This window comes from Blastococcus sp. TBT05-19 (genome assembly GCF_003319095.1).
Lineage (GTDB): Bacteria > Actinomycetota > Actinomycetes > Mycobacteriales > Geodermatophilaceae > Blastococcus.
This window is the reverse complement of sequence record NZ_QOHI01000001.1, coordinates 544,561-564,466: the sequence shown is the minus strand read 5'-3', so window position 1 is coordinate 564,466 and position 19,906 is coordinate 544,561. Positions and strand designations below refer to the sequence as shown.

Here is a 19,906-nt window from a genome sequence, read left to right as displayed (position 1 = left end):
GCGTGACGCGGAGCACACCCGCCCGCTCCTGGCTCTCCGGCGGGATGCGCCAGAGCTACTGCGGGGTACGTTCCGGGATGACCGCCGTCCGGCGACCCGTGTCGGACCCCCTCATCGTGGAGGACCCATGCCCGAAGCCGTCATCGTCTCGACCGCGCGCTCGCCCATCGGCCGCGCGTTCAAGGGTTCGCTCAAGGACATGCGTCCCGACGACCTGGCCGCCGCCGTCGTCCGCGCCGCCCTGGACAAGGTGCCCGCCCTCGACCCGACCGACATCGACGACCTGATGCTCGGCTGCGGCCTCCCCGGTGGCGAGCAGGGCCACAACATGGGCCGCGTCGTCAGCGTGCTGCTGGGCATGGACCACCTGCCCGGCACGACGATCACCCGCTACTGCTCCTCGTCGCTGCAGACCACCCGCATGGCCCTGCACGCCATCAAGGCCGGCGAGGGCGACGTCTTCATCTCCGCCGGTGTGGAGACCGTGTCCCGGTTCGTGAAGGGCAACAGCGACTCGCTGCCCGACACCCAGAACCCGTTCTTCGCCGACGCGCAGGCCCGCGGCGCCAAGATCGCCGAGAGCGGCGCCGACTCGTGGACCGACCCCCGCCAGGACGGTCAGGTCCCCGACATCTACATCGCCATGGGCCAGACCGCCGAGAACCTGGCGCTGCTCAAGGGCGTCTCCCGCCAGGAGATGGACGAGTTCGCCGTCCGCAGCCAGAACCTCGCCGAGGAGTCGATCAACAACGGCTTCTGGGAGCGGGAGATCACCCCGATCACCCTCCCGGACGGCACCGTCGTCACCAAGGACGACGGCCCGCGGCCCGGCACCACGCTCGAGGGCATCTCCGGCCTGAAGCCGGTGTTCCGCCCCGACGGCCGGGTCACCGCCGGCAACGCCTGCCCGCTCAACGACGGCGCCTCCGCCGTGGTGATCATGAGCGACACCAAGGCCGAGCAGCTGGGCCTCACCCCGCTGGCCCGCGTGGTCTCCACCGCGGTCACCGGCCTCTCGCCGGAGATCATGGGCTACGGCCCGGTGGACGCCTCGCGCCTGGCGCTGAAGCGGGCCGGCATGACGATCGACGACATCGACCTGGTCGAGATCAACGAGGCCTTCGCCGCGCAGGTCATCCCGAGCTACCGGGACCTGGGCATCGACATCGACAAGCTGAACGTGCACGGCGGCGCCATCGCCGTCGGGCACCCTTTCGGCAGCACCGGCGCCCGGATCACCGGCACGCTGATCAACGGCCTGCAGACCCGGGACAAGACCTTCGGCCTGGAGACCATGTGCGTCGGTGGCGGCATGGGCATGGCGATGGTGCTCGAGCGCCTCAGCTGATGCGCTGACCGGCACCACCACATGACAGTGGCCCGGCCCCCTCGCGGGGACCGGGCCACTGTTCGTCCTACGGCCCCGTCCCGGGCCCCACCCTGAGCGTGCGAAGGGTGGGGAGGACGGGGTCCTTCGATCAGTCGTCCTGGAGGTAGGACAGCAGGCGCAGGATCTCCAGGTACAGCCAGACGACCGTGACCAGCAGGCCGAAGGCGATGTACCAGGCGAACTTCGCCGGGGCGCCGCGACGGATGGCCTCGTCGGCCATGTCGAAGTCGAGCAGCAGCGAGAACGCCGCCACACCGATCACGACGAGGCTGAAGATGATGGCCAGCGGGCCACCGTCACGCAGGCCCAGCCCACCCTCGACGAAGAAGCCGGCGACCAGGTTGGCCACGATCAGCACGAGCACGCCGATGAGCGCGCCCATCATCCAGCGGGTGAACTTCGGGGTGACGCGGATGGCACCGGTCTTGTAGATGACCAGCATGCCGGCGAAGACACCGAAGGTGCCGATCACCGCCTGCACCACGATGCCGGGGTAGATCGAGTTGAAGGCCTCGCTGATGGCACCGAGGGCCACGCCGTACAGGGCGCCGTAGGCGAGCGTCGCGGCCGGGTTGGCGATCTGCTTGAAGCTGATCACCAGGCCGAGCACGAACGCCACCAGCACCGCGGGGAGCGCGAGCCCCCAGGCGGCGTTGCCGGGCATCGCCCAGACGGCCGCGGCGGCGAGGACGGTCACCAGGAACGAGATGCCGGTCTTGGTGACGACGTCGTCCATCGTCATGTACCGCGTCGCCGGGGTCGTGCCGTAGGGCGACGGGGCGGCGTACTGGTCCTGCGGGGCCGGGGCACCGTACTGGTCGGGGGCGCCGTACTGGCCGGGAGCGCCGTACTGCGGCGCGCCGTACTGGGGCGCGTTGCCCCAACCGGCGTACTGCTGGCCGGGGCCGGCGTTGTTCCCGAACCCTCGGCTGAACGCCGGGTTCTTACTGGGCATCGTCATCTCCTCGAGAGGACTCCTGGGTCGTGGAGCCAACTTCGTGCACTCCACTCGGTCTGGTCAACGCCCGACACGCCGAAAGCGTTCCGGACCGGGCCGAGTTCCCCCGAGCGGACCACTGCCGCGCACCCGCGCGTCCACCTGCGCACTCACGGTCGCGGGTCGGTGCGCTGCCAGCGCCGCTCGTCCCGGCGGGCGCCCTGCGCCGCGCGGCACCTCCGGCACACCAGCTGCACCTCCTCGGCGTGCCGCCCGGACTCGGGCTGCACGTCGGGCCACGGCACGTGCGGGAAGCGGGTCAGCCGCGACCGGCTGAGCGAGAGCCCGCACGCGGTCTCGTTGCGGCCCCGCTCCCAGGCGTGCACCTCGCCGGAGGGGTAGCGGATCCCGTCGTCCGGATCGGTCCACTGCCCCGTCGCCGCCACCGCCCTGCCCGCCACGGGACCGGGCGTACCCAGCGCGGGGCGGGTACGCCCGTTCCCGGCGGGATCAGCGATCGGCGGTGGCCAGCTCCGGCGCGGCGTGCCGGCCGGTCGACGCCTTCTCCAGCGCCGCGCCCTCGACGTCGAGCACCGGCAGCCAGGACAGCCAGCGGGGCAGCCACCAGGCGCGGTGCCCGAGCAGCGCCAGCGCCGCGGGCACCAGCACCATCCGCACCACGAACGCGTCGAAGAGGATGCCGGCGGCCAGCGCGAAGGCGATCGACTTGATCGTCGCCTCGCCCGCGGGCACGAACCCGGCGAACACCGAGAACATGATCAGCGCCGCCGCGACCACGACCGGGGCCGCCTGGCGGAAGCCAGTGCGGATCGCGTCGAGCGGGGCGGCACCGTGGCTGTGCGCCTCGTGCATCCGGGAGACCAGGAAGATCTGGTAGTCCATCGCCAGGCCGAACAGGATCCCGATCACCAGGATGGGCGTCAGGCTGATCAGCGGGCCGGTGGTGTCCAGGTTGACCGCGTCGGCCAGCCAGCCCCACTGGAACACGGCGACGGTGGCACCCAGCGAGGCGCCGACGGTGAGGACGAAGCCCAGCACGCCGACCAGCGGCACCAGCACGGAGCGGAAGACCAGCACCAGCAGGACCAGCGCCAGGCCGACGACCAGTCCCAGGTACACCGGCAGCGCCTCGTCCAGGCTCTGAGCGACGTCCACGCTGACCGCGGTCGCCCCGGTGACGGAGGCCTCGACGCCGCCGTCGAGGTCGGCCAGCTCGGCGCGCAGGTCGGCGACCAGCTGCTCGGTGTCCGGGTCGGTGGGACCGGACTCGGGGATGACGCTGAGCAGGGCGGCGGTGCCGTCGGCGTTCGGGGTCGGCGGGGTGACGGTGACGACGTCGTCGAGCTCGCCGATCGCGCCGGTCACGCCGGCAGCGACCTCGGCCGCGCCCTCGCCCTCGAACAGGACGGCGAGCGGGCCGTTGAACCCGGGGCCGAAGCCGTCGGAGAGGAGCTGCTCGGCCCGGGCCTGGGTGCTGTCGGCGGCCGGCATCTGGATCAGCGTCGTCTGCATCGAGAAGAACGGGATGGCCAGCACCCCGAGCGCCACGATCGACGCCAGCAGGCTGGGGACGCGGTGGCGGGCGACGGTGTCGGCCCAGCCAGCGAGGAAGCCCCGACCGGCCGGCGCGCCGCCGGGAGCGGCGGCGCGCTGCTTGCGCGGCAGCGCCCGGCGGCCGAAGAAGCTCAGCGCGGCCGGCACCAGGGTCAGCGCGACCAGGACGGCGACGACGATGGTGGCGGCGGCCGCGACACCCATCTGGGTCAGGAACGGGATGCCGACGACGAACAGGCCGGCCAGCGCGATGACCACGGTCAGCCCGGCGGTGACCACGGCCGATCCGGCGGTGCCCACGGCGGTGGCGATCGCGGTGCCGATGTCGGCGCCCTCGCGGAGCTCCTGCCGGTAGCGCGTGATGATGAACAGCGCGTAGTCGATGCCGACGGCCAGGCCGAGCATCGCGGCGAGCGTCGGCGTGGTCGAGGACAGGTCGGTGAAGCCGGTGGCGATGGTGACGCCGAGGACGCCGATGCCGACCCCGACGAGCGCCGTCAGCAGGTTCATGCCCGCGACGGCCAGGGCGCCGTAGGTGACGGCGAGGACGAGCAGCGCGATGACGACGCCGACCGCCTCGGCCGGGCCACCGACGTGCGGCGGCTCCTGGGTCGCCTCGCCGGCGGCCTCGACGGTGAAGCCGCTGTCCCGCGCGCCGTCGACGGCCTCGAGCAGCGCCTCCTGCTGGGCGGGGGTCACCTCGCCGGGCGCCGCGTCGTAGGTGACCGTGCTGTAGGCGGTGTCCTGCTCGCGGTTGACCGAGGGCGCCGCCGGGTCCAGCGGGTTCGTGGCCGAGACGACGCCCGGCAGCTCCCCGAGCTCGGCGACCAGCTCGCCGATCGCGGTCGCGCCCTCCGGCGTCGTCAGCGTCTGACCTTCCGGGGCGACGACGACCACGCGCGCGGTCGCCCCCTCGCCGCCGGCACCGAACTCGTCGCCGATGCGGTCCAGCGCGACGGTCGACTCCTGCCCGGGGATGGAGAAGCTGCTCGACGTCTCACCGGCCAGGGTCGCGGCGCCGGCGCCGCCCGCGACGAGGACCGCCAGCCAGACGAGGACGACGGGGAGCCGGCGCCGGTGCGAGAACGCGCCGAGTCGGGAAAGAACGAGAGCCATGCTGATCAGGCCTCCACCTGGTCGGAGCTGGGAAGAGCGGCGGGACGGCCGTGGCCGAGCGCGTCGAAGCAGGTGGCGGCGACGTGCGCCCGCCACGCGGTGGTCTGGTCGTCCTGCTCGGCCGCCAGGGTGAGGACGGCGAGGGCGCCGAGGGCACCGATGACCCGCACGACCCGCTCGGGCGCGGTGGTGGCGGGATCGACGCAGAAGGCCTCGAGGACGGCGGCCTCCGGGGACGCGTCCTCGGCGATCGCGCCGCCGTCGGCCCGGGTCACCGGGGCGATCAGCAGGGCCACGAGCCCAGGGTGCGCCAGGGCGGCGTCGAGCACGACCGCGACGCCGAGGTGGTCCCGCTCCCGGCCCGCGGGCAGGTGCTGCACGGCCTCGAGGACCCGGCGGGCGACGGTGTCGACCTGCGCCACCACGCCGTCGCGCAGCGCGTCCTTGCTCGGGAAGTGGTGCAGCAGCCCCGCCTTGGACAGGCCCACGGCGTCCGCGATGTCCTGCAACGAGGTCTTGACGTACCCCTGGCGGGCGAACAGCGCGGCGGCTCGATCGAGGATGCCCTCGTCGATCTGCTGCCGGAACGGTCGTGCCACGGAGGAGAGGTTACGCACGACCGACCGTATCGGTCGGTTTTCCGGACGATCGGGTCGGTGCGCTTGGTCACACGGGCTCGTTGGCCTGCTGTCCGACCGCGTCGGGACCGTGAGACTTCACGGCCTGCTGCTACACCGCATTTGCGCTGCTCAGCTCCTCCAGCAGGTACAGGGTCGCAGGCATCAGGGGCTGGACGACGCTGCTCCCGAACCCGTGGTCGTCTCGAGTGAGCGCGGCGGTCAGCGGCATCAGCGCGACGGCGTCCTCCCCCACCACCAGGGTGGCGTCGGGATTGGCGTCCGGCAGCTGCGCGGCCCATGCGGTCACCAACGCAGTCACGTCAGGCCAACGAGCGGGGGCCAGCAGGTCGTCGGTCCCAAGCAGGTTCACCGCGAGAAGCTGGGCGAACGTCAACGCAGCGCCGGCGCCGATGCGGTCGGCGTACTCGTCCAGCCGTGCACGGCTGATGTGGAGCACCTTCCATGCTCGCGCGCGGGGCACGGCCACGTTGCGGGCGCGGTCGACGAGCTCCCGCTGCACGGCGTCGAGGTCGGGGTCGTCTCCTTCGTCTGCTGCGAGCACACCGCTCAGGCTGTCGAGCTCAGCGCCGTCCACCCACGCCACGGGTGGATAGGCGCAGGTCGGCGCGGGGCAGTCCGCGACCGGGCCGATCTCCTTGGTCGGCTGCGGTGGGGGCTCGATGCCGGCCAACCTGGTCCGTAGCTGCGGGAGCACCGTGCCGCGAACGACGGCGATCACATGGTCGGCGACGACCGGGACATCGCTCTCGGTCGGGATGGTCCACCAGTGGTCGTGGGGCGGATCCATCAGGTGTCCGATCCGCTCCGACCAACCTTGGAGGTCCGGTTCGACGGCGTACATCGAGGATGCGGTGGGCTGGGCGGGGAGCCAGCCGTGGCGGTCGCGGGCGTCCTGCCACCCGCGGGCGCTGTGAAAGGCCACATTCGCGGTGAACCGCATGGTGCCGTCCCAGCTGTCCTTCTGGAAGCCGAGCAGCGCATAGTCGCCATCCTCGTTCGGCAGCCGGAAGTTCTGCCCGGAGCCACGCATGCCCAGGTCGCGCAGGGCGGGCGCGATACGGCCCTTCACCATCTCCTCGAACAGCCTCGGCGCGTTCACGGCAGGCAGTGTGCTCGTGCGCGATCGGTCTGATCCGGCAACCCGCCGACAAGCCGCTCGACCTCGGCCAGCGCGGTCGAAGCGCGGACCTCCTGTCACTGCTGTCGACGGGGAGATCACGTCTCGTGGCGGCTGATGCAGAGTGCCCCCGGTCGGATTCGAACCGACACTCGAACCCTTTTAAGGGGTCTGCCTCTGCCGATTGGGCTACGGGGGCGCGGTGCGCAGGCTATCGGCCCCGGGCCTTACGGTGACCGCGCCGCCCGATCCGCCTCCCGGAGGACCCGTTGCCGACGAGAACACCGCCCCAGCTGCCCGCGGGCGTGATGCGCGCCGTCGTCCGCACCCTCGTGCGACCGGTGCTCGGGCCGCGCGTGCCGGTGGGCGTGCAGCGGCGCTGGCTGGACGCGGTCAGCGCCACCACCCCGCCCGCGGCGGGCGTCGACCGCCGGGCCGGGGAGCTGGGTGGCCGGCCGGTCGAGGTCATGGTGCCGGAGGCGACGCCGTCGACCGGTGCGGTGCTGTACCTGCACGGGGGCGGCTTCACCACCGGCTCCGCGGCGACGCACCGGACGCTCGCCACCCACCTCGCGGCCTCCTCGGGTGCGACCGTGCACCTGCTCGACTACCGGCTTGCTCCCGAGCACCCGTTCCCCGCCGCGCTCGACGACGTCCTGGCCGCCTACCGCGAGCTGCGGGGGCGGACCGACCGACCGGAGCGGACGGTCCTCGCCGGGGACTCGGCGGGTGGCTGGCTGGCGCTGACCGCAGCGCTGCGGCTGCGCGACGAGGGCAGCCCGCTCCCGGCGGCGGTGGCCCTGATCTCCCCGCTGCTCGAGCTCTCCGGCGACGACCGGCGCCCCGACCGGGTCGACCCGATGCTGCAGCCGGCCTGGCTCGCCCGCTGCGCCGCCGACTTCGCACCCGGGCGCGACCTGCGCTCACCGGAGCTCAGCCCGCTGGCCGCCGATCTGACCGGGCTACCGCCGCTGGTGGTGCAGGTGGGTGGCGACGAGATCCTGCTCGAGGAGTCGGTGCGGCTGGCGGGGCTGGCCCGCGCTGCCGGTGTGCCGGTCGACCTGCGCCGGTTCGACCGGATGTGGCACGTCTTCCAGGTGTCGGCCGGCTCGGTGCGCGAGTCGACGGCCGCCGTCATCGCGCTGGGCGAGACGCTGGCGGCGCACCTATCGGCGCACTGATCGCACCGGCCGCCAGCTCGGTCGCCCGGCTCAGGACGGCGTCGAGCATCGGCTCGGTGAGCCGGCCGGTGAACGTGTTCTGCTGGCTGACGTGGTAGCTGCCCAGCAGGGTCAGCGGCCCGCGCGGGCCCTCCAGCGCCACCTCCACACCGTGCCCGAAGGTCGGCCGCGGCCGGGGCACGCCGTAGCCCGCGGCGGCGAGCACCGGCCACAGCGCGGTCCAGCCGAAGCCGCCCAGCACCACGATCACGCGGAGCCGCGGCAGCAGCTCGAGCTCGCGCGCCAGCCACGGCGAGCAGGTGTCCCGCTCCTCCGGCGTCGGCGCGTTCTGGGGCGGGGCGCAGCGCACCGCGGCGGCGACCCGGACGTCGGTGAGCTCCAGCCCGTCGCCGATGTGGGTCGAGGTCGGCTGGTTGGCCAGCCCCGCCCGCCACAGCGCGGCGAAGATCCAGTCACCGCTGCGGTCGCCGGTGAAGACCCGCCCGGTCCGGTTGCCGCCGTGCGCCGCCGGGGCCAGGCCGACGACGGCGATCCGCGCGTCGGCGGGCCCCAGGCCCGGCACCGGTCGCCCCCAGTAGTCCTCGTCCCGGAACGACGCCCGCTTCACCCGGGCCACCTCCTCGCGCCAGGTGACCAGGCGGGGGCAGGCGTAGCAGTTCGAGACACGGGCGTCGAGGACCGGGAGCTCGCGGACGGCGCGGGCAGCGCGTGCCACGCCCGCCGGTGTGCGGGTGACCGGGGACCGGAACTCGTCGTCGGAGAGCACGGCCCAGTGGACCACCCCGCCGCACGCCACCTGGGTGCGGCCGTCGGCACCGCCGCACGAGATTCCCCCTTCGTGGGGGTTCGCCCGCGTTCCCCGGTCCCTACGCTCGGACGAGGTCAGCGACCCAGCCGGACGGCGGGAGGCGCCGCACGGACGAGGGGTGTGCCTGGATGAGCGCGACGGCGGATGTCTCCAGCGACGAGCTGCAGCTCGCCCTGGGCACGGACACGGGGCCCGGCCCCCTGACCGCGGCGCCCGTGCTCCCGTCCCGGACCGCCGGGTTCGCGATCGGCCGGGCGCTCCCGGGCATGCCCGGTGCGACCGTCGTCTCCGACCACGAGGACCTCGACGCGCTGGCCGAGGCCTGGGACGCCCTCTGGCGGAGCATGCCCACCGCCACCGCCTTCCAGGCGCACGCGTGGAGCGCGGCCTGGGCCCGGGCGTACGTGCCCGCCGGGCGGCTGGCCGTCGTCACGGTGTGGGACGGCGACAGGCTCGTCGCGGCGGCGCCGCTGCACCGGGTGCGCCGCGGCGCGGTGCCCGTGCTGGCTCCCCTCGGTGGTGCGCTGAGCGATTCCGACGACGTCCTGCTCGACCCGCGGGTCCCGGACGCCGGTCCGCGCCTCGCCTCCGCGCTGGCCCGGCTCCGTGGATGGCGCGTCCTCGACCTGCCGGAGGTGCTGCCGGGCTCCGCCGCGCAGGAATGGGCACGGAGCTGGCCGGGCCGGGCCCGCCGCACACCCTCCTCGCTCAACCTCCAGCTCCCGGTGCTGCCGCAGGACGACCTGCTCGCGCGGCTCCCGTCCCGGACCGCCTCCACGCTGCGGCGGAAGATCAAGAAGATCGACAAGCTGGCCATCGAGCGGACCGAGCTCTCCGCAGCGGGCGTGCCGGCGGCGGTCGAGGAGCTGATCCGGCTGCACGAGGCCCAGTGGGCCGGTCGACGGGGCAACCCGGAGCACCTCACCGAGCGGTTCCGCACGTTTCTCGTCGACGCCCTGTCGGCCATGGTCGACCGCGGCCAGGCGGTCGTCGTGGAGTACCGCCTGGAGGGGCGGCTGATGGCGAGCGAGGTCGACCTGGTCGGGCACCGGCAGCTGGCCTACTACCTCGCGGGGATCAGCCCGGAGCTCCGCGAGCACATCGACACCTCGGTGCTGCTGGTCAGCGGCGCCCAGGACCTCGCGCGACGGCTGGACCGGGACGAGTACTCGTTCCTCCGGGGCGACGAGGACTACAAGCTCCGGTGGCGCCCGGACCACGTGACCGCCGAGCGCGTGCTGCTGGCGCGTCCGGGACTCCTCGGCTCGGCCGGTTACCTCCCCGCGGCCACCGCCATCTCAGCGGTCCTGGCCTTCGCCCGCCGGGTGCTGGACGGCCGGGCGCGGGAACTCGCCCGCACCGTCATGCACTGGATCCGGCAGGTCCGGGCCGCTCGCTGAGCGGAGCGCCCGGATCCCGTCAGCCGCGCGCGAGGCGCAGGGCGATGCCGTCGAGGATGTCGTGCTCGCTGACGGTCACCTCGGGCAGACCGAACTCGTCCATCAGGACCCGCAGGATCAGCGCCCCGGCGCCGATGACGTCGACCCGGCCGGGATGCATGACCGGTTCGGCGGCCCGGCGCTCCCGGGTGGCCGCCAGCAGCTCGGCGGAGACCCGCCGCACGTCCGCGACCGGGATGCGCGACCCGTGGATGGCGTCGGAGTCGTAACCGGGCAGCTCCAGCGCGAGGGCGGCCACGGTGGTGACCGAGCCGGCCAGCCCGACCAGGCCCGCGGTCTCCCCCACCGGCACCTCGGCGCGGACCGTGGCCAGCGCGGCGCGGACGTCCCGCTCGGTCAGCGCGATCTGCTCGGCCGTCGGCGGGTCGTCGCGCAGGTGCCGCTCGGTGAGCCGCACGCAGCCGATGTCGACCGAGCGGGCGGCCCGCACGCCGTCGGCGTCGCCCAGCACGAACTCGGTGGAGCCGCCGCCGATGTCGACGACGAGCCAGGGCGCCTGCGCCGGCTCCAGGCCGTGCGCCGCGGCTGCCGCCGCGAGGGAGCCCGTCGCCCCGAGGAACGACAGCTCCGCCTCCTCCCGCCCGGTCACGACGTCGGGGGTGCGGCCCAGGGTCGCCCGCACCATGCCCTCGAAGTCCGCGCGGTTGGCGGCGTCCCGGGTGGCGCTGGTGGCCACCATCCGCACCCGCTCGGCACCCAGCTCGCGGGCCTGCGCCGCGTACTCGGCGAGCACGACGCGGGTGCGCTCGATCGCCTCGGGTGCCAGCCGGCCGCTGGCGTCGACGCCCTGGCCGAGCCGCACGACCTCCATCCGGCGCAGCAGGTCGGTGTGCCCGCCCCGCGCCGGGACGTCGGCGACGAGCAGGCGGATGGAGTTGGTGCCGCAGTCGATGGCCGCGACCCGGGTCACGCCTCGGCTCCTTCGTCGGCTCGACCCCGACCTCGTTCCGCTCCTCGGTCGCCGGCGCTCCCTGCGATGCTCGCTCGGGCGTCGTCCTCGGCAGGGCCGCCGGGGAGGGCGCACGGCCCCTTCGCCCACCACTCCCCCATCTCCTCGACCGCGCGGTCACCGATCGGGTTCACGCCCGGGCCGGCCGCCAGCGCGTGCCCGGCCAGCGCGTGCAGGCACTTGACCCGGTCGGGCATCCCGCCGGCGGTGGCGCGCGTGGGCAGCACGTCCTTGGCGTCGCGGGTGGCCAGGTACGCCTCGTGCGCCGCCCGGTAGCCGTCGGCGAGCTCCGGGTTCGTCGCCAGCTCGTCCTGCCACTCCCGCATGCGGCCCGCGGACTCCAGCCGGCTGGCGGCGGCGGACGCGCGGGGGCAGGTCAGGTAGTAGAGCGTGGGGAACGGGGTGCCGTCCTCCAGGCGCGGCGCGGTCTCCACGACGTCGGGCTGACCGCACGGGCAGCGGTGCGCGACGCCGGTGAGCGCGCGCGGGGCGCGACCGAGCTGGCGCTCGACGGTCTCCCGGTCCTCGGGGCCGACAGGCTCGCTCACTCGTCCGCTCCTCCGTCCGCGTCGGCGACCGACGCCATCAGCCCCTCGTACCAGGGCAGCGGCTCGGGCTCCTCGGTCGCCTCGGCCAGCGTGCCCGCGTCGCCCTCGACCGCCTCGCCGTCGACGACGATCACCAGCCGGTCACCGGGCAGCACGTAGGCCAGCCGCTCGCGCGCCTCCCGCTCGACGTAGGCGGGATCGGTCTGGCGGTCCAGCTGCTCGCGCAGCTCAGCGGCGCGCTGGTCCAGCGCCTCGCCCTCCGCGGCCAGCCGGGCCAGCTCGGCCTGGCCGGCCAGGTACTGCCGGACCGGGCCGGCCAGGGTGAGCGCGAGCAGCAGCACGAGCCCGACCAGCAGCACGGCCCGGCCGGTGACCAGCGGCCGGCGCCGCGCCGAGGCGGAGGGCCGGCGCTCGGGACGGCGGTCGGTGCGCCGCTGCCCGGGACGGCTGGAGGCTCCCGAGCGCAGGCCGGAGGGCACCGGCCGGGTGGAGTGCACCCGGGGCACCCGGCCGGTGGCGCGGCGACCACCCTCGGCCGGGGAGCCCCCCCGCCGCCCCCGAACGCTGCTCATCCGCTCCCGATCAGACCTTCAGCCGCGGGAAGGCCGACGCCCCGGCGTAGCGGGCGGCGTCGTCGAGCTCCTCCTCGATGCGCAGCAGCTGGTTGTACTTGGCCACGCGCTCGCTGCGGGCGGGGGCACCGGTCTTGATCTGCCCGCAGTCGGTGGCGACGGCGAGGTCGGCGATCGTGGTGTCCTCGGTCTCGCCCGAGCGGTGGCTCATCATGCTGCGGTAGCCGCTGCGGTGGGCCAGGTTGACCGCGTCGAGGGTCTCGGTGAGCGTGCCGATCTGGTTCACCTTGACCAGCAGGGCGTTGGCCGCACCCTGGGCGATGCCGTCGGCCAGCCGCGCGGGGTTGGTGACGAACAGGTCGTCGCCCACGAGCTGCACGCGGTCACCGAGGGCCTGGGTCAGGGAGACCCAGCCGTCCCAGTCGCCCTCGTCGAGGGGGTCCTCGATCGAGACGATGGGGTAGGCGTCGACCAGACCGGTGTAGTACTCGGCCATCTCGGCCGCCGAGAGCTGCTTGCCCTCGAAGGTGTAGGAGCCGCCCTCGTGGAACTCGGTGGCGGCGACGTCGAGGGCGAAGGCGATGTCGGTGCCCACGGAGTAGCCGGCCTGCTCGACCGCGCGGGTGATGAGGTCCAGCGCCGCCCGGTTGCTCGACAGGTTCGGCGCGAAGCCGCCCTCGTCACCCAGCCCGGTCGACAGGCCCTCCTTCTTCAGGACGGCCTTGAGCGCGTGGTAGGTCTCGGTACCCATGGCCAGCGCCTCGGCGAAGGTCGCGGCGCCGATCGGGGCGATCATGAACTCCTGCACGTCGACGTTGCTGTCGGCGTGGGCGCCACCGTTGAGGATGTTCATCATCGGCACGGGCAGCAGGTGCGCCGAGGGGCCGCCGACGTAGCGGAACAGCGGCAGGCCGGTGGAGTCCGCGGCGGCCCGGGCGACGGCGAGGCTGACGCCGAGGATGGCGTTGGCACCCAGGCGCGACTTGTCCGGCGTGCCGTCGAGGTCGATGAGCCGCTGGTCGACCAGCCGCTGCTCGGTGGCCTCGTAGCCGACGAGCTCGGGGCCGATGACGTCGAGGACGCCGTCGACGGCCTTGGTCACGCCCTTGCCGCCGTAGCGCTCACCTCCGTCCCGCAGCTCGACCGCCTCGAAGGCGCCCGTCGAGGCACCGCTGGGCACGGCGGCCCGGGCGATGGTCCCGTCGTCGAGGGCGACCTCGACCTCCACGGTGGGGTTTCCGCGCGAGTCCAGGATCTCCCGCGCGCCTACGGCATCGATGCTCGGCACGGGGGGCAGCCTAGCCAGCCTTCGCCGCTGCTTCCGCGTCCAGTTCCCCGGCGTAGCGGCGCACGGCCTCCCGCAACGCGTCCTCGACGTCCCAACCACGGCCCTCAGCAGCCGCGACGACGGCGAGCAGCCGCTCCCCCAGCTCCTCGGGGCTGCGCGCGGAGAGGTCGGCCGCTGCGGGTGTCGCGAGGCCGGCCCTCCCCGCCCGGCGCACCAGCGCCGCGCCCCAGGAGGCGGCCGGCTGCGACCGGGACACGCCCTCGGTGGGCGAGCGCCGCTGCTTCTCGGCCTTCTTGATCTCCTCCCACCCCGCCTCGACCTGGGCGACATCGCGCGGGCCGGCGTCGCCGAACACGTGCGGGTGCCGGCGCACGAGCTTGTCGACCAGGTCCCCGGCGACGTCGTCGACGTCGAAGCGGCGGTCCGCCCCGGCCTCGGCGGCGACGCGGGCGTGGAAGACGACCTGCAGCAGGACGTCGCCAAGCTCCTCGCGCATACCGACCGGGTCGTCGTCGACGATCGCGTCGTAGGCCTCGTGCGCCTCCTCCAGCAGGTAGCCGCGCAGCGAGGAGTGCGTCTGCTCGGCGTCCCAGGGGCAGCCCCCGGGCGACCGGAGCCGGTCCATGACGGCGACGACGTCGAGCAGCCGGGCCCCGGCCGGCTCGGGCGCACCCTCGTCGGCCGGGAGGGCGTCCGCCTCCGCACCGGCGACGAGCAGCACCACGTCGCCGTCCAGCGCTCCGGCAGCGGCGAGGTCGGGGACCGCCGCGACCTCCAGGCCGTCGGCCCGCAGCACCTCGGCGGTCGCGGCGGCGCCGGGCAGCGCGGCCAGCGGCGCTCCGGAGGAGACCGCCCGCCACCCGGCGGGGCCGAGCAGTCCGGGGAGTCGGGGGCTGACGGTGACGGCGAGCGCTACGGGCACCCGGTCAGTCTGCCGCGCCGGCCGCCGGGTCCGCGGTGGCGTCGTCGAGGAGGTCGACGACGCCACCCTCCACCGGAGCCAGCCGGCCCTCGGCGTCGCGCAGCTCGTACCGCGGGTTCACGGTCACGCCCAGGTCCTCGCGCACCGCCCGCACCAGCTCGCCCCCGGCGGCGTCGGCGGGGCCGGCGGCCTCCTCCTCCAGCTGTGCGCGGGTCTCCGCGAAGGAGGGGACCTCGGTCGAGACCAGGAGGCCGACGACCACCCCACCCACCTCCGGGACGGGGAGCGTGAACCCGCTGCCGGGCGGGGTCATCTGCAGCTGCTCGGCCAGCAGCGGCGGGATCTCCTCGATCCGCTGGGAGCGCAGCTCGGGGAGCGTGTACTGCCCGGGGTACCGGGCGGCGAGCTCGGCGTACCGCCCCGGGGCCGCGGTCAGCTCGGCGAGCAGTGCGTCCGCGGTGGCCTGGTCCGGCACGGTGACGTAGCCGAACTCGAGGGTCGCCAGGTTCGACCGCACCTCCTCGTAGCGCGCCCGCAGCGCCTCCTCCTCCAGCGCGCCGGCCTCGCCCTCGCGGGCGGCCAGCTCGCGCCGCACCAGCTGCTGGCGCACCGTCGCGCGCACGTCGGCGCGCCCGATGCCCTGCTGCGCGGCCAGCGCCTCGTACGCGGCGTCGGGATCGTCGTCGCCCAGCAGCTCGTCGATCCGCCGGGAGACGTCGGCGTCGTCGACGTCCACGTCGTACCGCTCGGCCGCCGCGGCGTAGACCTCCTGGTCGACCAGGGTGCCGAGCACGCGTTGCGTCAGCTCGTCCTCCCGCCCCTCGGCCCAGGCGGCGATGCCGTCGTCGGCCAGCCGCTCGCGGACCGCGGCCTCCAGCTCGGTCACCGTGATCCGCTCGTCGCCGACGTAGGCCGCGACGTCAGGGGCCGAGCGGCAGCCGGCGAGGATCGGCAGGGCGGCGGCCACGAGCAGGACGGCGGCCCGGGTGCGGGGAGGTCGACGCGTCAGCACGCCGGGAGACTCCCACACCCCCTGTGACCCACGACGCACCCAGGGCCGAAATGGCCATGTCGGCCCTGGGCGTCAGGCGGCGATGGCACCCGGCCGCCTTCCGCGCCACGGTCCGCTCCTCGCTCGCTGGCGCTCGCTGCGATGCTCCCGCGGCGGTCAGGCGGCGACGGGCTGGTCGAGGACCGCCTTCAGCACCGAGTGCAGGTTCTCCAGCAGGGCGACGTCGCGCAGCGGGGTCCGGCGGTCGGGGCCGACCGGCATCTTCAGCACGATCGTCTCCACCGCGGCCTTGTACGAGGCGCCGTCGGCCAGCCGGGCCAGCCGCATCTGCTTGGACTCCGGCAGGTCGACCGGACCCACCCGGATGGTGCGCCCCTGCAGCGACACCTCGGTGATGCCGAGCGCCCGCATCGCCACCCGGAACCGGGCGACGGCGAGCAGGTTGAGCACCGGCGCCGGGGGCGCGCCGTACCGGTCGGTCAGCTCGTCGAGCACCGCCTGGGCCTGGTCGTCGTCGGAGATGGCGGCGACCTTGCGGTAGGCCTCCATGCGCAGCCGCTCGCCGGGCACGTAGTCGTGCGGCAGGTGCGCGTCCACCGGCAGGTCGACCCGCACCTCGACCGGCTCGGCGGGGGCGTCCTCGCCGGTGACCTGGGCGCGGTAGTCGGCGACGGCCTCGCCGACCAGCCGCACGTAGAGGTCGAAGCCGACGCCGGCGATGTGCCCGGACTGCTCGCCGCCCAGCAGGTTGCCCGACCCCCGGATCTCCAGGTCCTTCATCGCCACGGCCATGCCGGCGCCGAGGTCGGTGTTGTTGGCGATCGTGGTCAGCCGGTCCACCGAGGTCTCGGTGAGCGTGCGCGTCGGGTCGTAGGTGAAGTAGGCGTAGGCCCGCTCCCGCCCACGGCCGACGCGCCCGCGGATCTGGTGCAGCTGGGAGAGACCGAAGGTGTCGGCCCGGTCGACGATCAGGGTGTTGGCGTTCGGGATGTCCAGGCCGGACTCGACGATCGTGGTCGCGACCAGGACGTCGTACTCCTTCTCCCAGAAGCCGACCATCACCCGCTCGAGCTCCGCCTCGCTCATCTGGCCGTGCCCGACGACGACCCGCGCCTCGGGGACCAGGTGCCGGATCTTGGCCGCGGCCTTGTCGATGGACTGAACCCGGTTGTGGATCACGAAGACCTGACCGTCGCGGAGCAGCTCCCGGCGGACCGCGGCGGCCATCTGCTTGTCCGCCCAGGCGCCCACGTAGGTCAGCACCGGGTGCCGCTCCTCGGGCGGGGTGAGGATCGTCGACATCTCGCGGATGCCGGTCAGCGACATCTCGAGCGTGCGCGGGATCGGCGTGGCCGACATCGACAGGACGTCGACCGCCGTCCGCATCGTCTTGAGGTACTCCTTGTGCTCGACGCCGAAGCGCTGCTCCTCGTCGACGATGACCAGGCCGAGGTCCTTCCAGCGGGTCGTCGGCTGCAGCAGCCGGTGGGTGCCGACCAGGATGTCGACCTCCCCGGCGGCGAGCTGGCGCAGGATCTCGGTCGTCTCCTTGTCCGACTGGAACCGGGAGAGCACCTTCACCGTCACCGGGAACTGGGCGACCCGCTCGGAGAAGGTCTTGAAGTGCTGGTTGGCCAGCAGCGTCGTCGGCACCAGGACGGCGACCTGCTTGCCGTCCTGCACCGCCTTGAACGCCGCGCGGATCGCGATCTCGGTCTTCCCGTAGCCGACGTCGCCGCAGATGATCCGGTCCATCGGCACCGGGTTCTGCATGTCCGCCTTGACCTCGTCGATCGCGGCCAGCTGGTCGGGGGTCTCCTGGAAGGGGAACGCGTCCTCGAGCTCGCGCTGCCAGACCGTGTCCGGCCCGAACGCGTGGCCCTTGCTGGCCATGCGCGCCGAGTAGAGCCGGATCAGCTCACCGGCGATCTGCTTGACCGCCTTGCGGGCCTTGGCCTTGGTGTTCTTCCAGTCGGCGCCGCCGAGCTTGGACAGCGCCGGTGCCTCACCGCCCACGTAGCGGGTGAGCTGGTCGAGGGAGTCGGTGGGGACGAACAGCCGGTCCGGCGGCTGGTTCCGGCGCGACGCCGCGTACTCGACGATCAGGTAGTCGCGCTGGCCGCCGTTGACGGTGCGGCTGACCATCTCGATGTACCGGCCGATGCCGTGCTGCTCGTGGACGACGAGGTCGCCCGGCTGCAGCTGCACCAGGTCGACGGCGTTGCGCCGGCGGGCGGGCATCTTCGTGGCGTCGCGCATCGAGGTGCCGCGCTGGCCGGTGAGGTCCTGCTCGGTGAGCAGCGCGAGGCCGATGCCCGGGAAGGCGAAGCCCGCCTCCAGGTTGCCCTGGGTGACGTGGGTCAGGGCCTTGTCCGGCGCCCGGGCGATGTCCGGCACCAGGCGGGCGCCGAGCTCGGCCTCCATGAACTGGTCCGCGGCGCGCTGGGCCGGACCGGGGCCGGCGAAGGTGACGACGACCCGCCACCCCTGGCGGTGCCAGTCACGCATCTTCCGCACGGCGGCCACCTGGTCGCCGTGGAACCGCTCGACGGGGGCGGCGTCGAGGGTGACCTGGCGCTCGTCGTCCTCGGCCTGGAGCGTGAAGGCGCCGGTGGTCCACCACGGCAGGCCGCGGGAGCGGGCCGCGGTCTCGACGTCGGCGAGGTCGCGGAACGACGACGCCCCCAGGTCCAGCGGGGCCTCCCCCGCCTCCGCGGCCATCGCCCAGGACGCGGCGAGGAACTCCTCGGCGGTGCGGACCAGGTCCGCGGCCCGGCTGCGCACCCGCTCGGGGTCGGCGACCAGCACGTGCGTGCCGGCGGGCACGAGGTCGGTGAGCAGCTGCATCGCCGCGCCGCCGATGAGGGCCGGGGTCAGCGACTCCATGCCCTCCACGGCGATGCCCTCGGCCAGCTTGCCCAGGACCTCGATCAGGCCGGGGTGCTCGACCGCCAGGGTCGCCGCGCGGGCGCGCACCTCCTCGGTGAGCAGCAGCTCGCGGCACGGCGGGGCCCACAGCCGCTCCGGCCGGTCGTCCAGCGAGCGCTGGTCGGCGGCGGAGAAGTAGCGCAGCTCGTCGACCTCGTCGCCCCAGAACTCCACCCGCACCGGATGGGGCTCGGTGGGCGGGAAGACGTCGAGCAGTCCGCCGCGGACGGCGAACTCGCCGCGCTTCTCGACCAGCTCGACGCGGGTGTAGGCGGCGTCGGAGAGGGCGCGGGCGATGTCGTCGAGGTCGGCGGAGTCGCCGGACCTGAGCTCGACGGGCACCAGGTCACCCAGACCGGGCGCCAGCGGCTGCAGCACGCTGCGGACGGGGGCGACCAGGACGTCGATCGTGCCGTTGGCACCCGGGTGGGTCAGGTCGCGCAGCACGGCCAGCCGGCGTCCGACGGTGTCGGCACGGGGGCTGAGCCGCTCGTGCGGCAGCGTCTCCCACGCGGGGAAGGTCTCGATCCGCCGCTGCGGGAGGAAGCAGCGCAGCAGGTCGGCGGCCGCGTCGGCGTCCCGCTCGCCCGCGGTGACCAGCAGGACCGGCACGCCCTCGCCGCCGCCCGCCGCGGCCAGCGCCGCGGCGACCAGCGGCTGCACGGCCGGCGGCGCGGTGACCGCGAGCTCGGTGTTGCCCGCCGCGGCGACCACGCGGGCCATCGCGGGGTCGGTGAGGACGACGTCGAGCACGCCGCGCAGGGTCACGCTTCTCTACTCCTGAGGTTCGACCGGCCTCGCACGTGCCGCCGAGTGCGGCAGGGGCCGGTCTCCCAGCATAAGGACCCCGCTGCCCCCCACGACTCGCTCGCTCGCCGCGGGCCCCTGCAGCGGGGCCGGTGATCAGGAGGTCAGGACGCGGGCGCCGCGGCCCACGGGCGCCTCGGCGTCGATGGCCGCCAGCGCCTTGCGCAGGATCGTGCTCGAGGTGTGCATCGTGTACGGGAAGTAGTGCACCCGGACGCCCACCTCGGCGAAGTCGCGCTCGAGCTTCTCGCCCTTGGCGGTGCCCCGCCAGTCGTCGCCCTTGAAGATCACGTCGAAGCGGACCTCGCGCCAGGTGTCGACCTTGTCCGGGACGACCTCCGCGTGCACGGCGTCGACGAAGCGCAGGTTGCTCACGATCTCCATGCGCTCGGCGAGCGGGATCACCGGCGCGCGGCCCTTGGTCAGCAGCAGCATCTCGTCGGAGACCACGCCGGCGATCAGCCGGTCGCAGTGCTCGGCGGCGTGCTTGAGGATGTTCAGGTGCCCGACGTGGAACAGGTCGTAGGCACCGGGCGCGTAGCCGATGACCGTCATGGGATCCCCCGATCCTCCCGTGGTCCGCACTCCCCGGTCGGGAGCGCTCGCCTGATCACGCTGGGTCACGCGAGGAACGGCATCCATGGCGCTCCGCAGC

The 19,906-nt window shown here is 74.1% G+C and carries 17 protein-coding genes and 1 tRNA gene; 3 read left to right on the top strand and 15 right to left on the bottom strand.

Features of this window, described 5'->3' with window-relative positions; genetic code table 11:
* Positions 1 to 127: 127 nt before the first annotated feature.
* Complete coding sequence (locus tag DQ244_RS02730) at positions 128 to 1,348, top strand: acetyl-CoA C-acetyltransferase (protein WP_113809915.1); 1,221 nt, start codon at positions 128 to 130, stop codon at positions 1,346 to 1,348.
* A gap of 130 nt (positions 1,349 to 1,478) precedes the next feature.
* Here the strand turns inward: DQ244_RS02730 and DQ244_RS02725 are convergent, their stop codons facing one another.
* The 6 genes from DQ244_RS02725 to DQ244_RS02700 form a co-directional block, all read right to left on the bottom strand.
* Positions 1,479 to 2,345: a Bax inhibitor-1/YccA family protein gene (locus tag DQ244_RS02725; protein ID WP_113810606.1), complete on the bottom strand. Its 867-nt coding sequence runs from the start codon at positions 2,343 to 2,345 to the stop codon at positions 1,479 to 1,481.
* A 152-nt stretch (positions 2,346 to 2,497) separates the two neighbouring features.
* On the bottom strand, positions 2,498 to 2,788 hold the full coding sequence (locus DQ244_RS02720) for a hypothetical protein (protein ID WP_113809914.1): 291 nt from the start codon (positions 2,786 to 2,788) through the stop codon (positions 2,498 to 2,500).
* A 49-nt stretch (positions 2,789 to 2,837) separates the two neighbouring features.
* Entirely contained in the window at positions 2,838 to 5,018 is a 2,181-nt protein-coding gene (locus DQ244_RS02715; RefSeq protein WP_113809913.1) for an MMPL family transporter, read from the bottom strand.
* Positions 5,019 to 5,023: 5 nt separating this feature from the next.
* A complete protein-coding gene (locus DQ244_RS02710) occupies positions 5,024 to 5,617 on the bottom strand; it encodes a TetR/AcrR family transcriptional regulator (RefSeq protein WP_113809912.1) in 594 nt (197 codons plus the stop codon).
* A gap of 130 nt (positions 5,618 to 5,747) precedes the next feature.
* Positions 5,748 to 6,758, bottom strand: coding sequence for a DUF4304 domain-containing protein (locus DQ244_RS02705; protein WP_113809911.1), 1,011 nt, complete (start codon positions 6,756 to 6,758; stop codon positions 5,748 to 5,750).
* A gap of 143 nt (positions 6,759 to 6,901) precedes the next feature.
* Positions 6,902 to 6,975, bottom strand: a tRNA-Leu gene (locus tag DQ244_RS02700).
* 70 nt (positions 6,976 to 7,045) lie between these two features.
* On the opposite strand from DQ244_RS02700, the gene DQ244_RS02695 reads away from it, so the two are divergent.
* Complete coding sequence (locus DQ244_RS02695; RefSeq protein WP_199580117.1) at positions 7,046 to 7,957, top strand: alpha/beta hydrolase; 912 nt, start codon at positions 7,046 to 7,048, stop codon at positions 7,955 to 7,957.
* Here DQ244_RS02695 and DQ244_RS02690 read toward each other — a convergent pair.
* Entirely contained in the window at positions 7,911 to 8,672 is a 762-nt protein-coding gene (locus tag DQ244_RS02690; protein ID WP_199580115.1) for a uracil-DNA glycosylase, read from the bottom strand. The genes DQ244_RS02695 and DQ244_RS02690 overlap by 47 nt on opposite strands.
* A gap of 221 nt (positions 8,673 to 8,893) precedes the next feature.
* On the opposite strand from DQ244_RS02690, the gene DQ244_RS02685 reads away from it, so the two are divergent.
* Positions 8,894 to 10,165 carry a GNAT family N-acetyltransferase gene (locus DQ244_RS02685; protein ID WP_113809910.1) on the top strand — a complete coding sequence of 424 codons (1,272 nt, stop codon included), beginning with the start codon at positions 8,894 to 8,896 and terminating at the stop codon, positions 10,163 to 10,165.
* A gap of 19 nt (positions 10,166 to 10,184) precedes the next feature.
* Here DQ244_RS02685 and DQ244_RS02680 read toward each other — a convergent pair whose 3' ends face one another.
* From DQ244_RS02680 to DQ244_RS02645, 8 genes are all read right to left on the bottom strand, one after another.
* On the bottom strand, positions 10,185 to 11,135 hold the full coding sequence (locus DQ244_RS02680; protein WP_113809909.1) for a Ppx/GppA phosphatase family protein: 951 nt from the start codon (positions 11,133 to 11,135) through the stop codon (positions 10,185 to 10,187).
* The gene (locus DQ244_RS02675; RefSeq protein ID WP_113809908.1) at positions 11,132 to 11,722 is read right to left on the bottom strand and encodes a DUF501 domain-containing protein; all 591 of its coding nucleotides are present in this window, start codon (positions 11,720 to 11,722) and stop codon (positions 11,132 to 11,134) included. The genes DQ244_RS02680 and DQ244_RS02675 overlap by 4 nt, the downstream gene beginning before the upstream one ends.
* The gene (locus tag DQ244_RS02670) at positions 11,719 to 12,294 is read right to left on the bottom strand and encodes a septum formation initiator family protein (RefSeq protein WP_113809907.1); all 576 of its coding nucleotides are present in this window, start codon (positions 12,292 to 12,294) and stop codon (positions 11,719 to 11,721) included. Before DQ244_RS02670 ends, DQ244_RS02675 begins: the two co-directional genes overlap by 4 nt.
* A 10-nt stretch (positions 12,295 to 12,304) precedes the next feature.
* Positions 12,305 to 13,582: a phosphopyruvate hydratase gene (gene eno, locus DQ244_RS02665; protein WP_113809906.1), complete on the bottom strand. Its 1,278-nt coding sequence runs from the start codon at positions 13,580 to 13,582 to the stop codon at positions 12,305 to 12,307.
* A gap of 10 nt (positions 13,583 to 13,592) precedes the next feature.
* Positions 13,593 to 14,504 carry a MazG family protein gene (locus tag DQ244_RS02660; RefSeq protein WP_113810603.1) on the bottom strand — a complete coding sequence of 304 codons (912 nt, stop codon included), beginning with the start codon at positions 14,502 to 14,504 and terminating at the stop codon, positions 13,593 to 13,595.
* 4 nt (positions 14,505 to 14,508) lie between these two features.
* A complete protein-coding gene (locus DQ244_RS02655; protein ID WP_158544452.1) occupies positions 14,509 to 15,516 on the bottom strand; it encodes a SurA N-terminal domain-containing protein in 1,008 nt (335 codons plus the stop codon).
* A 156-nt stretch (positions 15,517 to 15,672) separates the two neighbouring features.
* Positions 15,673 to 19,212 (bottom strand): transcription-repair coupling factor, encoded by a 3,540-nt coding sequence (gene mfd / locus DQ244_RS02650; RefSeq protein ID WP_113809904.1) that lies wholly within the window; start codon positions 19,210 to 19,212, stop codon positions 15,673 to 15,675.
* Positions 19,213 to 19,347: 135 nt separating this feature from the next.
* Positions 19,348 to 19,806, bottom strand: a complete 459-nt coding sequence (locus DQ244_RS02645) for an adenylyltransferase/cytidyltransferase family protein (protein ID WP_113809903.1) — start codon at positions 19,804 to 19,806, stop codon at positions 19,348 to 19,350.
* Positions 19,807 to 19,906 lie beyond the last annotated feature (100 nt).

What these genes read in the sequence shown, in the direction of transcription:
- DQ244_RS02685 (WP_113809910.1), top strand. Translation starts at nt 8,894, where the DNA reads ATGAGCGCGACGGCGGATGTCTCCAGCGACGAGCTGCAGCTCGCCCTG.
- DQ244_RS02725 (WP_113810606.1), bottom strand. Translation starts at nt 2,345, where the DNA reads ATGCCCAGTAAGAACCCGGCGTTCAGCCGAGGGTTCGGGAACAACGCC.
- DQ244_RS02670 (WP_113809907.1), bottom strand. Translation starts at nt 12,294, where the DNA reads ATGAGCAGCGTTCGGGGGCGGCGGGGGGGCTCCCCGGCCGAGGGTGGT.
- DQ244_RS02715 (WP_113809913.1), bottom strand. Translation starts at nt 5,018, where the DNA reads ATGGCTCTCGTTCTTTCCCGACTCGGCGCGTTCTCGCACCGGCGCCGG.
- DQ244_RS02730 (WP_113809915.1), top strand. Translation starts at nt 128, where the DNA reads ATGCCCGAAGCCGTCATCGTCTCGACCGCGCGCTCGCCCATCGGCCGC.
- DQ244_RS02645 (WP_113809903.1), bottom strand. Translation starts at nt 19,806, where the DNA reads ATGACGGTCATCGGCTACGCGCCCGGTGCCTACGACCTGTTCCACGTC.